Source organism: Salmonella sp. SJTUF15570 (genome assembly GCF_043357055.1).
GTDB classification, from domain to species: domain Bacteria; phylum Pseudomonadota; class Gammaproteobacteria; order Enterobacterales; family Enterobacteriaceae; genus Salmonella; species Salmonella enterica.
Genome location: NZ_JBEUKJ010000005.1, coordinates 294,333 through 307,557, shown reverse-complemented (window position 1 = coordinate 307,557; position 13,225 = coordinate 294,333). Strand labels below are relative to the sequence as shown.

Here is a 13,225-nt window from a genome sequence, read left to right as displayed (position 1 = left end):
TCCTTTATAGCGCGGTGAATTGTGACAACGTCACATCATAGTTCGCCGTCGTGAACAACGCCCGGCCAATCACCAGATGCTGTGCGCCTGCGGCGGCAAGCAGCCGTGCGGCGCGAAGTGTAATACCGCCGTCCGCCCAGCATTCCGCAGCAGGGAAATGCTCTCTGCTCTGGCTCACTTTTTCACACATCGCGGCGATAAATTGCTGTCCGCGCCCGTCGGGTTCGCTGGTCATGATCATCAGCGCATCCAGTTGCAATGCCAGATAACGATAAGGCAATAGCGGCGTTGCCGGGTTAAGCGCCAGTCCTGCTTTCGCCCCGATAGCGCGAATATCCGCCAGAATCTCCGAGGGGTTTTGCACGCTTTCGGCATGAATGAAAATCCAGCCGGGGCGGATAGCTGCAAGCCAGGGTAGCCAGCGTTGCGGTGATGAGACCATCAGGTGCAATGAGAGCGGATGGCGAGTGTATTGTGCGACTGCCTGAATGGTTTTCATACCGAAGGTAATATTGTTGATGAAACTGGTATCTTCGATATCCAGATGCAACGAGCCGAGGGGCGCATCGTGTAAAGCGGTCAACGCCTCGGCATAGCGCAGCGGATCGGCGGAGGCCAGTGAAGGGTGCAGGATCATCGAAACCTCCATCAGCGCAATGCGGTTAATTGCGCGAAAAGCGCGGCGTCATTTGGCGCATCTTGCAGCATCGCGACGCTTTCCGGCGAGTCGAGCCACTGGCTGATGCGTTGAATGGTGCGAATATGTGCTTCGGCATCCGTGGCGCTGGCGCAAAGCAACAGCCAGATGGGATCGCAATCCGCATTGCCGAAAGCGACCGGCGTTGCTAACGTAGTGACGCTGATTTGATTATGGTTAGCGCCTTGCTCCGGTCTGGCATGGGGCAGCGCAATCCCCGGCGCGATAAGATAATATGGCCCCCATTTAAGGGTGTTCTTAATAATACCGTCCAGGTAGCAGGGGGCCGCCGCGCCGAAGGTAATCAGCGGACGAACGGCGATATCCAGCGCGTGTCGCCAGTCGCTGGCATGGCGTTGCGCCTGAACCCACTTAACATCATTAATCATCGATCGTTGACTCCTTGCCGGTTCGGGTTACTCTGAAACCGATCCCCGGCGTGTCTTTTGGCGAAGGCGACGGAGATCGGCAGAAGAGTTATCGCTCTCTGCAGGGGATAAGCGTTTTGCTTATCCCCATTTTATTGTCGGATATGGCGTACTTTCTCCATAAACTTCGCCACGCGCGCCTGGTCGACAAAGTTGGCGAAGACGCCGTCTTTTTTAAACGTGGTTGCCGTTACGCATCCGTCGGCAATGCAGAGCTGCTCCTCGACGTTTTCCAGACACACCCCGGTATTCGCCAGCACGACCGTGTCGGGAACGGTCTCTTTTACCCGCTTCAGTATGGCGCTATCCGTGCGGGCGCCCGCCGTCAGCCCCGAGACGCACAGGGCATCGGGGTTATTGTTAAATACGGTCGATTTCGCAATTGAACAGACATCGCGGTTTCCCAGATACACCGCCGCTTCCGGCACGATGTTAAACAGCGTTTTCACGTGGCCTGCGCCGATGCGATGCTGATGGCGAATGGTTTCGCCAACATTCGTATCCCAGACGCCAAAATCGCTGGCGTAAGCGCCGGTGAAAATTTCGCGAATAAATTTTGCGTCGGTCGCCATCGCCAAATCAAACGAGGCCACAGGGTCCCACAACACGTTTACCCCAAACGGTACGCGGATTTCACTCATTAACTGACCGATGATTCTTGCCATCGCGGCGGTCGTTTCCGGTCTGACTTTCGTTAAATAAGGCAGACTAAATTCGTTGGAGAACATCACCGCATCCACGCCGCCATTTTGTAGCGCCATTAAATCGTCATGGGCGCGGTCAATTACCCAGTTCATGCCTTTCCTGGTATCGAACCCGGGATCGCCCGGCAACGCCCGTAAATGGCACATGGCGATAACGGCTTTTTCTGTTCCTATTACCTCTTTTAGCCAACTCATTCTGGGTTGCTCCTTATTCCGGTAGTTCACGTTTACGTAAGACAAGTATGATGCTGGCGACAATGCCGACCACAATAACCACGCCAATCATGCCCAGCGACATCAATTCAGATATTGACCAGCCAAACATATTTCCCACCGACAGCGCGGTAATTTGCGCGTTTTCAGCGGCGAAGCTAAAGCCGCCTTTGAGCGCCATATCGGTAAAGTACGGTGCGAACTGGGTGGCGATCAGCAAAACGGTAATCATGACAATGATGCCGCTGAGCAGAGTACGAATCAGATCGCCGCGATGAATAACCGTGGCCATGCAGATAAAAAATGGCGCGACCGGTAAATCAGCCAGCGGCAGGACTTTATTGCCCGGCAGTATGCTCGCCAGAATTAACATGATGGGAATTAACAGCAGCCCAACCGCGATGGTGGTCGGGTGGCCTAACGTCACTGCGGTATCCAGACCGATAAAGACTTCGCGCCCTTTAAAGTGTTTCTGGAAGAACTTACGCGCGCCGTCGGAAATGGGCATTAACCCCTCAACGATAAGGCGAATCATGCGCGGAAACAGCACCATAATCGCCGCTACGGTAATCATTAAGGTTGCGCACCCTTTAAAGCCTTCGCCTGCGGCAAGTCCGAAGATCAGCCCGAGAACAACGCCAATGATCACCGGGTCGCCGACCATCCCATACCGTTTTTGGATCTCCTGAGCGTCAATATTGCGTCCTTTCATAAACGGTATTTTTTCGTATATCGCATCCAGTAATACGAACAACGGCACGGAACTGGAGCCATACCCTTGCGGAATAGAAATCCCTTCCAGACCCACAATGTTCTGTACCCGTTTCGCCGTCCAGTCGGCCATTTTCAACGACAAGGCGGCGTGGCAAATCGCGCCCAGTACGCCATAAATCAGACTGCCGGTCATCAACTGGACGACCGTTCCGGTAATGGCGTAGTGCCAGTAGTTATAAATATCAACGTTCATGGTTTTGGTCAGACGAGTCACCAGCATACCGACGTTGAGCAGAAAGATAACGGGAATGATCATCGCGCCGATGGCCGTCGCATAGCCGACGCCGGATGCGGGCCCGGCGCCGACGTCAAACACATGCAGCGTCAGGCCAAAACGCTCAATCATCACTTTAATCGGCGGACTGAGACTGTCGATCGCCATGACGATCACCAACCCCATGCCGACAAAACCGATGCCGACCGTCACCCCGGCTTTCACCGCCTGTAGCCAGGGAATACGAAAGATTAAGCCGATGATAATCATAATGATGGGCATAAAAACGGTGCCGCCGAGAGACAGGATGTAATCAAACATAATGCCCCCTTTATTGTGTTAACAGCGCCTTGATTTCTTGTTTTAATGCGTCGTCGTTGATGCCTGTCAGCAGGGCGGCGCCATTGAGCGTCGGGATGCCATAGTCACTGTGCGTACGCATGGACGTTACGATGAGATCCATACCGTTACAGTTCAACGGGATCTCATTCAGACAACATTGCGCCGTGGTTGCCGCAATGCCTTGCTCCGCAAGAAAGTCCTGCAGTTTTTGTGCAATCATGGTTGATGTCGACATGCCGGTACCACATGCCACAAGGATCTTCTTCATCATGGTCGTGCCTCTTGTGTAGCGCCTGTTTCAGGCTCAATGGGAAACTGTTCTGGCGACATATTGGCCAGCGCAGTCAGTAAACGGATACAATCAGCCAGGTCGCGCAGGCTGGCGACTTCGGCTGGCGAGTGGGTATAGCGGCAGGGAATAGAAAGACTGGCGCAGGGAATACCGTCCAGTTCAACCTGAATGTAGCCGGTTTCGGTGATGACGCCTGGCGCGACTTCTCGCTGTACGGGAATATTATTTTCGTGCGCGGTGGTCTCCAGCATCCGCAGCAAACGCGGCGGCGTAATCAGTCCCGCCAACGTACCGCGTCCGTGATAGTTCAGACAGGTGATGCCGACGCCGTGGTTGACCCGCACATCAGAGTAATCCTGCAGGTCAGGCGTGTCGCAGGAGGGGGTGATATCAATACCAATCGCCAGGTCGGGGCGCACGCGTCGTAAAACGGGAACAATACCGCGAATATTGAACTCTTCCTGTACCGACGCGACCAGGAATACCGCGATATCGAGCGGTGTGGAGGCGAGGGCCTCGGCGACGCCCAGTAGCGCCGTACACCCCAGCCTGTCATCCAGCGCCTTACTGCACACCAGGTCGTTGCCCAGACAGTGCGGCGGGTTGTAAAGGGTTACTGGCGTCCCCACCTGAATACCCATTCGTTCGGCATCCGCTTTATCTTTTGCGCCGATATCAATCCAGAGTTTATCGAGAGCGGGTGGCTGGGTGCGCTCGTCACCCTTCGCGAAGTGATATGCTTTAATACCGATACAGCCCATGATATCGCCTGAACGTCCGGCAAGCGTCACAACCGAACCGGGCATAGTAATTTGCGCCGGGCCGCCCACGCGTTCAAAACGTAAAAAACCGGAGGGTTCGATCTTGCGTACCATAAAACCGACTTCATCCATATGCGCAAAAATCATCAGGCGAAGCGCGTCGGGTTTATCGCTGCCATAACGGGCGACGACATTGCCTAAGCGATCCCGCCAGACGTCTTTGGCCTGCTGTTCAAACGCGTGCTGCATAACGTTTGCAATACTGCTTTCATGTCCTGAAATCCCGTTTAGCCGCAGTAAAGAAAAAAGCGTTTCCTGCACAGAAAAGGTCATTGGCGTCTCCGTGGTGATAAAACAATCAGTCGTTGAGCGTTTTATAGGCGGAGAATGGTTGGATAAGTGTGAAATGTGTCACGCGGAAATACGCTAAATATGGCCAATAAAAAATAATGTGATGGCGATACAATAAAAACGCTCATATCACCTGCGGGTTATCGGTAAACCAGGCTATTTATGTGATTACGACCAACAACGAAGAAGGGCAACGCGATGGTGGAAATTATTCCTGTTAGCACGACGCTGGAACTACAAGCGGCAGATGAAAGTCATGTTCCGGCGCTGCACCAACTGGTACTCAAAAACAAAGCGTGGCTACAACAGTCGCTCGACTGGCCGCAATATGTCACGTCGCAGGAGGAAACGCGTAAGCATGTGCAGGGTAATATGCTGTTGCACCAGCGTGGTTACGCCAAAATGTACCTGATTTTCTGCCAGAATGAGATGGCGGGCGTACTCTCATTTAATGCCATCGAACCGATAAACAAAGCCGCCTATATCGGTTACTGGCTGGATGAGTCCCTCCAGGGACAAGGGATAATGTCGCAATCATTACAGGCGCTGATGACACATTATGCCCGGCGCGGCGATATTCGGCGCTTCGTCATTAAATGCCGCGTTGATAATCAGGCCAGTAACGCAGTCGCACGGCGCAACCATTTTACGCTGGAAGGCTGTATGAAGCAGGCGGAGTATCTTAACGGCGACTATCACGACGTTAATATGTATGCCCGCATTATTGATGCGGATTAAAGGGAACCGACTAAGGGGGTACGCGTAATACGATCCTCGCCATTGATCACTTTTGGGCCGCGCAGGTGAATAGTATTGCCGTCAAAGGCTATCACCGCCGCCCGTCCGCTAATCTCGACCTGGTGCTCAATCAGAATTTCGCCCTGTATACAGGCATGGCCTTCAATCAGCACGCGGTCGTCCAGTAAAATCGGGCCTCCGCGTACCTCAGCATGTCCGCCTACCAGCACATGATGTTTTAACACACAGTTGCCTTCGATTAACGCATGTTCCGCTACCTGTGAGCTGTAGCGAAGGGTAGGGATCGCATCTTCCTCTGTGCCGGCGATAACCCGCGCATGGCCATAGACTTTGGCGCAGTCACAGATCCAGACATTATTGTCTTTGTTGCCTTCGATGAGCGCGAAATCAAAGACCTCCGCCCGGTGCTCAATAAAAGCGTGTGTGATAGTGGCGTCGCCATAAAGCTGTACCTGATGGACAATCCGCGAATGGTTCACGGTGGCGCGATCGTAAATTTGTAAAATCTGCGCATGTTCATGCGTTAGTCCCTGAACGGCGAGAATTTCTGACTGGTTTAACACGCGGGCATCACCATAAATCGCACACTCTCCGCGCACGGAAGAGGACTGAATGGTGACGTTGTCACTTATCCGCGCGCCATCGCTGATATCAGCGCGATCAATCCAGACGTTATCGCCTATTCGCACGTTATTGTAGAGCGTGCACGGCTGCGTGATACGCGCGTTACCCGTAATTTCCGTGCCCGCAAAGGCCATCGCGTTTTCATCATAAATCCAGCAATTCCCCTGTTGTGACAGCACATTATCGGCATCAACCCAGCCGCCGGAGGTTCCGGCTTTAACATCGTTAAAATCCGTTACGGCAATAACTTGTCGTAATAAGACGCTTTTCTTCTCACCGTCTACCTGATAAGTAAAAGCACGAGGTTCTTCACTCAGTCGATATTTGGTCATAGGGAAATTCCGTGTGAACGATTAAGATAACCGTAGCAAAGGTACTGGCGAAACAACCAGAAATTCCATAAAATGCATTTCAAATATACTTTATAAATTAAACAAAATGCGTAATCACAAGCAGAGCGATCGCGTGCTCAATCTGCCTGCGGGCTATTTTGGCATCGTCCTTGGCACTATCGGTATGGGATTCGCCTGGCGTTATGCCAGCCAGATATGGGGGATAAGCCACTGGCCCGGCGACATCATGGTGATCCTGGCGATGATTATTTGGGCACTCTTGACCCTGGCGTTCCTTAGCCGTCTGGTGCGCTTTCCCCATAGCGTGATGGCTGAAGTGCGACATCCGGTAATGAGCAGTTTTGTCAGCCTGTTTCCCGCCACCACGATGCTGGTCGCGATCGGTTTCGTTCCCTGGTATCGCCCGTTGGCCGTTGCGCTATTCAGCGTGGGGGTCGTCATACAACTGGCGTATGCCGCCTGGCAGACGGCGGGACTTTGGCGCGGAGCGCATCCGGAAGAAGCGACAACCCCAGGACTTTATCTGCCCACGGTAGCGAATAATTTTATCAGCGCTATGGCCTGTGGAGCGCTCGGTTACAATGATGCCGGACTGGTGTTTTTAGGCGCAGGCGTCTTTTCGTGGTTAAGTCTGGAGCCGGTTATTTTGCAGCGACTGCGTAGCTGCGGCGAATTACCGGCGGTGCTGCGTACGTCGCTGGGTATCCAACTGGCGCCCGCGCTGGTCGCCTGTAGCGCCTGGCTGAGCGTCAATGGCGGGGAGGGCGACACGCTGGCGAAAATGCTATTCGGCTACGGTCTGTTACAACTTTTATTTATGCTGCGATTAATGCCCTGGTATTTATCACAACCGTTTAATGCTTCCTTCTGGAGTTTTTCGTTCGGCGTTTCCGCGCTGGCGACCACGGGGTTACATCTTGGTCACGGTAGTGAATCAGGGCTTTTCCATATTCTGGCCGTCCCGCTGTTTATTTTCACTAACGCTATTATCGCCTTATTGCTGGTTCGTACATTTCTATTGCTGGTGCAGGGGACGTTGCTTATTCGCACTGAGCGCGCTGCACTGTTGAAAACGGAGGAAAAAAATGACCGTTCGTGACGAAAATTATTTTACTGAGAAATACGGATTAACCCGCACGCATTCGGATGTGCTGGCGGCGGCAAAGGTTGTCGCGCCGGGCCGAACGCTGGATTTGGGATGTGGCAATGGCCGCAATAGTCTGTATCTGGCCGCGAACGGTTATGACGTTACCGCGTGGGATAAAAATCCGGCCAGTATGGCTAACCTTGAGCGTATTAAAGCGGCAGAAGGGCTGGATAATCTGCAAACCGACCTTGTCGATCTGAATACATTGACCTTTGACGGCGAGTACGATTTTATTCTCTCGACGGTGGTTATGATGTTTCTTGAGGCGCAAACCATTCCCGGTTTAATTGCCAATATGCAACGCTGCACAAAACCCGGCGGGTATAATTTGATTGTTGCGGCAATGGATACGCCGGACTTTCCCTGTACGGTGGGATTCCCGTTCGCTTTTAAAGAAGGCGAATTACGCCGCTATTACGAAGGATGGGACATGCTGAAATACAACGAAGATGTCGGCGAGCTTCACCGCACGGACGAAAACGGCAACCGTATCAAACTGCGCTTTGCTACGATGCTGGCGAGAAAAACGGCCTGAGCGATGCAAGTTCTGTAAGTCTCGCAGCGTTCGGCATTTTTTTGTCGGGCGCCGCGTTCAAATTGTGCTGTCGTTACCATTTTTAGTGCATCCAGAATGATTTCGTTTTGCTATTATTTCCTTTGCATCATTGCGAAGACTAAAGGGATCGTTTCATGCGTACTCATACTTTATTTAAAGTTGCAGTGCTTACTGGCTTGCTGGCGTTATCCGGCTGTGCGTCCAAAGTCACACAGCCGGATAAGTATTCTGGATTCTTAAAAAATTATTCGGACCTGCAGGAAACTACCTCCGCCACGGGAAAACCGGTGTTGCGCTGGGTAGATCCACATTTCAATGACTCTAACTATGACAGTATTGTTTACAATCCGATAACATACTATCCCGTCCCCAAACCAACGACCCAGGTCGGGCAGCAAGTTCTTGATAAACTGCTGGCTTATACGAACACTAAAGTAAAATCAGCAATTGAACAGCGCAAACCGCTGGTCACGACGCCAGGGCCGCGCAGTTTGATTTTCCGCGGGGCGATTACGGGCGTGGATACCAGCAAAGAAGGGCTGCAATTCTATGAGGTAATCCCTGTAGCGCTGATTGTGGCGGGCACGCAAATGGCGACAGGCCACCGGACCATGGATACCCACCTCTATTTTGAGGGTGAGCTGATAGATGCCGCGACCAACAAGCCGGTCGTCAAGGTAGTACGTCAGGGTGAAGGTAAAGACCTGAGCAATTCCAGTACGCCAATGGCGTTTGAGACGTTGAAACAGGTCGTGGATGATATGGCGACGGATACCTCTATGTTTGACGTTAACAAAAAATAATTCTGCGGCGCCATCGCAAGATGGCGCAAACCCCGGCAGATTAGCGGTCACCATCAGCCAGACAACGATGGGCGGCGCGTTCTCGTTAATACTGCGTAGCCTATCCCACCAGCGATCAACCCCCAGAATGCCGATCCGATGCCCATCAGCGTTAGCCCGCTGGCGGTGACGAGAAATGCGATAACTGCCGCGTCACGCTCACTTTCGTGAGTAAGCGCCTGATACAGGCTACCGCTAATCGTACTTAACAGTGCCAGACCAGCCAGCATTTGCACCCAGCTAACCGGCAGGGCGACCATCAGCGCGGTTATCGAACCGCCAAACCACCCGGCAAGTAAATAAAAAACGCCTGCGGCGGCGGCCGCTAACCAGCGACGCGTTGGATCGGGGTGCGCGTCCGGGCTTTGACAAATGGCGGCCGTAATGGCGGCAATGCAGATAGAATAAACGCCAAATGGCGAAAGCAGCAGCGCCAGCAATCCGGTAAAAATCATTAACGGAGAGACAGGAAGCTGGTAGCCAGATGCCTTCATTGTGGCGACGCCGGGGGCGTTTTGCGATGCCATCGTCACCAGGAAGAGCGGCACCGCGACGCTCAGGCTTTGAGCGAATGAAAAGTGGGGGGAAACGAAGGTGGGCCACACCGGCGCGAAATGAATACCGCTCATCGCCACCTTACCCTGGATGAGCGCCACCGTTATTCCCATCACCATGGCAGCAATAACGGCATAGCGGGGCGCGAATACTTTAAAGAGTAGCCACGCCAATAGCATACCGCCGCACATGACAAATTCTCCATTGAGCGTCCCGAACGCCTGCAGGCCGAAGCGTAGCAGTATTCCCGCCAGCATTGCAGCGGCAAGAGAATGGGGGATTATCCGCATCAAACGCGCAAACAATCCCGTGACACCGCACAGCACAATCAGGGCATTGGCGACAATGAATATGCCCACGGCATCTGGCAACGATAATCCCTGAAGCCCTGTCACCAACAGGGCGGCGCCAGGCGTTGACCAGGCGGTTAAAACCGGCGCACGATACCACAAGGTTAACGTTAGTGTGCTTATGCCCATGGCTATACCGAGGGCGGTCATCCAGCCGGCGATCTCTGCGGGTGTTGCGCCAGCGGCAAGCGCCGCCTGCCAGATAATGGCGGCGGAACTCGCATAGCCGACCAGAACGGCGACCAGACCAGATAATACAGTAGGTAACGGCAGTGATAACAGACGCATGATCGCCTCTTGTGCGTTATAACGGTCAGTCAATGTAGCATTGTGCGTTATAGCGTACAAGTGATACGCTATGGTCTTACAGGGGGGGAAAATGGATAACCTGACACACTATCTGGCGACCACGTTAAGAACGTTACGCCATCAGCGAGGCTGGAGTTTATCGCGTCTGGCGGAGATCTCCGGCGTCTCAAAAGCCATGTTGGGGCAGATAGAGCGTAATGAATCCAGTCCGACAGTCGCAACGCTGTGGAAAATTGCGACGGGCCTGAACGTTCCATTCTCAATGTTTATTTCGCCTCCGCAGGCCGAATTTCCGCCAACCTTCGATCCCCAGCAGCAAGCGATGGTAATTACACCGCTGTTTCCGTGGGACCCTGAACTCTGTTTTGACTATTTTTCCCTATTGCTGGCGCCTGGCGCGTGCAGCGAATCAGCGCCGCATAAAGCCGGCGTTATCGAACATGTGGTGGTGATTCAGGGTCGGCTGGACATGTGTACTGGTGGGGTATGGCAAACCATAGACGCCGGTAAAGGTTTGCGTTTTGCCGGCGATACGGCGCATACCTATCGCAACAGCAGTGACCAGACGGTTCATTTTCACTCGCTGATCCATTACCCGCGTGATTAAGCGGGAAAACTATTTCGTTAGTTTGCGCTTCTGACTACAATAGCCGCCATTTCGCTGCTATTGGATAAGAAAGACTGTATGCGCCAGCAACCTCACTATCTCGAATTGTTAAGTCCGGCCCGTGACGCCGCAATTGCTCGCGAAGCGATTTTGCATGGCGCAGATGCCGTCTACATCGGCGGACCCGGTTTTGGCGCACGTCATAACGCCAGTAACAGTCTGCGCGATATCGCCGATCTGGTCCCGTTTGCTCACCGTTACGGCGCCAGGATTTTTGTCACGCTGAATACTATCCTGCATGATGATGAGCTGGAGCCCGCGCAGCGGTTAATCACCGATTTGTACAACACCGGGGTGGATGCGCTGATTGTGCAGGATATGGGCATTCTGGAACTGGATATCCCGCCGATTGAGCTTCACGCCAGTACACAGTGTGATATTCGCAGCGTGGAAAAAGCGAAGTTTCTTGCCGATGTCGGTTTTTCACAGATTGTACTGGCGCGCGAGCTTAATTTGACTCAGATAGCGGCTATTCATCAGGCTACTGACGCCACGATTGAGTTCTTCATTCATGGCGCGCTGTGTGTCGCTTATTCTGGACAGTGTTATATCTCTCATGCGCAAACCGGGCGCAGCGCCAATCGGGGCGACTGTTCGCAGGCCTGTCGTTTACCGTATACGTTAAAAGACGATCAGGGGCGGGTGGTCTCTTACGAAAAACATTTGCTATCGATGAAAGATAACGATCAAACGGCTAACCTCGGCGCGTTGATCGATGCAGGCGTACGTTCCTTCAAGATTGAAGGGCGCTACAAAGACATGAGCTATGTCAAAAACATCACCGCGCATTATCGTCAGATGCTGGACGCGATTATCGAGCAACGTGGCGATCTGGCGCGTGCATCGGTTGGTCGGACCGAGCACTTTTTTGTTCCCTCCACGGAGAAAACCTTCCATCGCGGCAGCACCGACTATTTTGTTAACGCGCGTAAAGGTGATATTGGCGCATTTGATTCACCAAAATTTATTGGCTTGCCGGTAGGCGAGGTGCTGAATGTGGCGAAGGATTATCTCGACGTAGAAGCTACGGAGCCGTTGGCGAATGGCGATGGTCTGAACGTGTTGATTAAGCGTGAAGTGGTGGGTTTTCGCGCCAATACGGTGGAGAAAACCGGTCATAACCGCTACCGCGTTTGGCCAAATGATATGCCTGCCGACCTGCATAAAGTCCGTCCGCATCATCCGTTGAATCGTAATCTGGATCATAACTGGCAGCAAGCGCTGACAAAAACCTCCAGTGAGCGCCGTGTGGCGGTTGATATCATGCTGGGCGGCTGGCAGGAACAGCTTATTCTGACGCTGACCAGTGAAGACGGTGTCTGCATCACGCATACGCTTGACGGGGTATTTGAGGAAGCCAACAACTCTGAAAAAGCGTTGAATAACCTAAAAGCCGGACTGGCGAAGCTGGGACAGACGCCTTACTACGCGCGTGATATGCAGGTGACATTACCGGCGGCGTGGTTCGTGCCAAATAGCCTGCTCAATCAGTTCCGTCGGGAGGCGATTGATATGCTTGACGCGGCGCGGCTGGCCCATTATCAACGAGGTCGTCGGAAACCCGTGGCGCAGCCTGCGCCGGTCTATCCGCAAACGCATCTCAGCTTTCTCGCTAATGTCTACAACCACAAAGCGCGGGAATTTTATCACCGTTACGGCGTACAATTGATTGATGCGGCCTATGAGGCGCATCAGGAGAAGGGCGAGGTGCCGGTCATGATCACCAAACACTGCCTGCGTTTTGCGTTCAACCTTTGTCCAAAGCAGGCGAAAGGAAATATTAAGAGCTGGAAAGCCACGCCGATGCAGTTGGTGCATGGCGATGAAGTACTGACGCTAAAATTCGACTGCCGCCCTTGCGAAATGCATGTCATTGGCAAAATTAAAAACCACATCTTAAAAATGCCCCAGCCCGGCAGCGTTGTCGCTTCAGTGAGCCCTGAAGCGCTGATGAAAACGCTGCCGAAGCGTAGGGGCGTTTAATTAACGAAAATAGCTCTCTGGTTTGCGCGATTTCTGCCAGTTGTGGTGCTCGCGCAAGCCTTCCGCGGATTCTTCCGCTGCCGCCCGTAATTCATCACTGTCGGCTTCGTGTCTAAGCTGGTGCCCTCCCGTCGCAAACCATACGAATGCGTGGTCTTGCTGTTTCGCCAGTAACTGGCCTGAAAACAGCGCACAGGTCAGTAAAACTACTGATAACGTTTTTGTAAGCATCATGCCACCTTCCAGTTACGTCGTGAGGCTATGATGCCAATAATTTCTTTGAGTTATTATTCAACACTTCAAA

15 protein-coding genes are annotated in these 13,225 nt (G+C 53.0%); 6 read left to right on the top strand and 9 right to left on the bottom strand.

What is annotated here, in order from left to right; translation table 11 throughout:
- Window positions 1-4 precede the first annotated feature (4 nt).
- The 6 genes from ABVN44_RS12505 to ABVN44_RS12480 all read right to left on the bottom strand — a co-directional run bounded on the left by ABVN44_RS12505 (window position 5) and on the right by ABVN44_RS12480 (window position 4,758).
- Window positions 5-637: a ribulose-phosphate 3 epimerase family protein gene (locus ABVN44_RS12505; RefSeq protein WP_024156955.1), complete on the bottom strand. Its 633-nt coding sequence runs from the start codon at window positions 635-637 to the stop codon at window positions 5-7.
- A gap of 11 nt (window positions 638-648) precedes the next feature.
- Window positions 649-1,086: an SgcA family PTS sugar transporter subunit IIA gene (gene sgcA, locus ABVN44_RS12500; RefSeq protein WP_023232561.1), complete on the bottom strand. Its 438-nt coding sequence runs from the start codon at window positions 1,084-1,086 to the stop codon at window positions 649-651.
- A 131-nt stretch (window positions 1,087-1,217) separates the two neighbouring features.
- Window positions 1,218-2,024, bottom strand: a complete 807-nt coding sequence (gene sgcQ, locus ABVN44_RS12495) for a BtpA family protein SgcQ (RefSeq protein WP_000118615.1) — start codon at window positions 2,022-2,024, stop codon at window positions 1,218-1,220.
- Between the two features lie 13 nt (window positions 2,025-2,037).
- Window positions 2,038-3,351 carry a PTS sugar transporter subunit IIC SgcC gene (gene sgcC / locus ABVN44_RS12490; RefSeq protein ID WP_052908350.1) on the bottom strand — a complete coding sequence of 438 codons (1,314 nt, stop codon included), beginning with the start codon at window positions 3,349-3,351 and terminating at the stop codon, window positions 2,038-2,040.
- Between the two features lie 10 nt (window positions 3,352-3,361).
- Window positions 3,362-3,643 carry a PTS sugar transporter subunit IIB SgcB gene (gene sgcB / locus ABVN44_RS12485; RefSeq protein ID WP_000976132.1) on the bottom strand — a complete coding sequence of 94 codons (282 nt, stop codon included), beginning with the start codon at window positions 3,641-3,643 and terminating at the stop codon, window positions 3,362-3,364.
- Window positions 3,640-4,758 carry a M42 family metallopeptidase gene (locus ABVN44_RS12480; protein ID WP_023231511.1) on the bottom strand — a complete coding sequence of 373 codons (1,119 nt, stop codon included), beginning with the start codon at window positions 4,756-4,758 and terminating at the stop codon, window positions 3,640-3,642. Before ABVN44_RS12480 ends, sgcB begins: the two co-directional genes overlap by 4 nt.
- A 216-nt stretch (window positions 4,759-4,974) precedes the next feature.
- Here ABVN44_RS12480 and rimL point away from each other — a divergent pair, with 216 nt between their 5' ends.
- Window positions 4,975-5,514 carry a 50S ribosomal protein L7/L12-serine acetyltransferase gene (gene rimL, locus ABVN44_RS12475; RefSeq protein ID WP_023206029.1) on the top strand — a complete coding sequence of 180 codons (540 nt, stop codon included), beginning with the start codon at window positions 4,975-4,977 and terminating at the stop codon, window positions 5,512-5,514.
- Here rimL and ydcK read toward each other — a convergent pair.
- Entirely contained in the window at window positions 5,511-6,491 is a 981-nt protein-coding gene (gene ydcK / locus ABVN44_RS12470; protein ID WP_023231512.1) for a YdcK family protein, read from the bottom strand. The two genes, rimL and ydcK, sit on opposite strands and share 4 nt — an antisense overlap.
- Before the next feature lie 106 nt (window positions 6,492-6,597).
- On the opposite strand from ydcK, the gene tehA reads away from it, so the two are divergent.
- The 3 genes from tehA (at window position 6,598) to ABVN44_RS12455 (ending at window position 9,018) form a co-directional block, all read left to right on the top strand.
- The gene (gene tehA, locus ABVN44_RS12465) at window positions 6,598-7,611 is read left to right on the top strand and encodes a dicarboxylate transporter/tellurite-resistance protein TehA (protein WP_001244002.1); all 1,014 of its coding nucleotides are present in this window, start codon (window positions 6,598-6,600) and stop codon (window positions 7,609-7,611) included.
- Window positions 7,598-8,194, top strand: a complete 597-nt coding sequence (gene tehB, locus ABVN44_RS12460; RefSeq protein WP_000218280.1) for a tellurite resistance methyltransferase TehB — start codon at window positions 7,598-7,600, stop codon at window positions 8,192-8,194. Before tehA ends, tehB begins: the two co-directional genes overlap by 14 nt.
- Before the next feature lie 155 nt (window positions 8,195-8,349).
- The gene (locus tag ABVN44_RS12455) at window positions 8,350-9,018 is read left to right on the top strand and encodes a DUF3313 domain-containing protein (protein ID WP_001259025.1); all 669 of its coding nucleotides are present in this window, start codon (window positions 8,350-8,352) and stop codon (window positions 9,016-9,018) included.
- A gap of 53 nt (window positions 9,019-9,071) precedes the next feature.
- Here ABVN44_RS12455 and ABVN44_RS12450 read toward each other — a convergent pair whose 3' ends face one another.
- Window positions 9,072-10,250, bottom strand: coding sequence for a benzoate/H(+) symporter BenE family transporter (locus ABVN44_RS12450; protein ID WP_023231515.1), 1,179 nt, complete (start codon window positions 10,248-10,250; stop codon window positions 9,072-9,074).
- Window positions 10,251-10,341: 91 nt separating this feature from the next.
- Here ABVN44_RS12450 and ABVN44_RS12445 point away from each other — a divergent pair, with 91 nt between their 5' ends.
- Together ABVN44_RS12445 and ABVN44_RS12440 are read left to right on the top strand one after the other, a co-directional pair.
- Window positions 10,342-10,878: a helix-turn-helix domain-containing protein gene (locus ABVN44_RS12445; RefSeq protein WP_000369543.1), complete on the top strand. Its 537-nt coding sequence runs from the start codon at window positions 10,342-10,344 to the stop codon at window positions 10,876-10,878.
- 78 nt (window positions 10,879-10,956) lie between these two features.
- Window positions 10,957-12,921, top strand: a complete 1,965-nt coding sequence (locus tag ABVN44_RS12440) for a U32 family peptidase (RefSeq protein WP_023231516.1) — start codon at window positions 10,957-10,959, stop codon at window positions 12,919-12,921.
- Here the strand turns inward: ABVN44_RS12440 and ABVN44_RS12435 are convergent, their stop codons facing one another.
- Complete coding sequence (locus ABVN44_RS12435) at window positions 12,922-13,152, bottom strand: DUF2554 family protein (protein ID WP_000956438.1); 231 nt, start codon at window positions 13,150-13,152, stop codon at window positions 12,922-12,924.
- Window positions 13,153-13,225 lie beyond the last annotated feature (73 nt).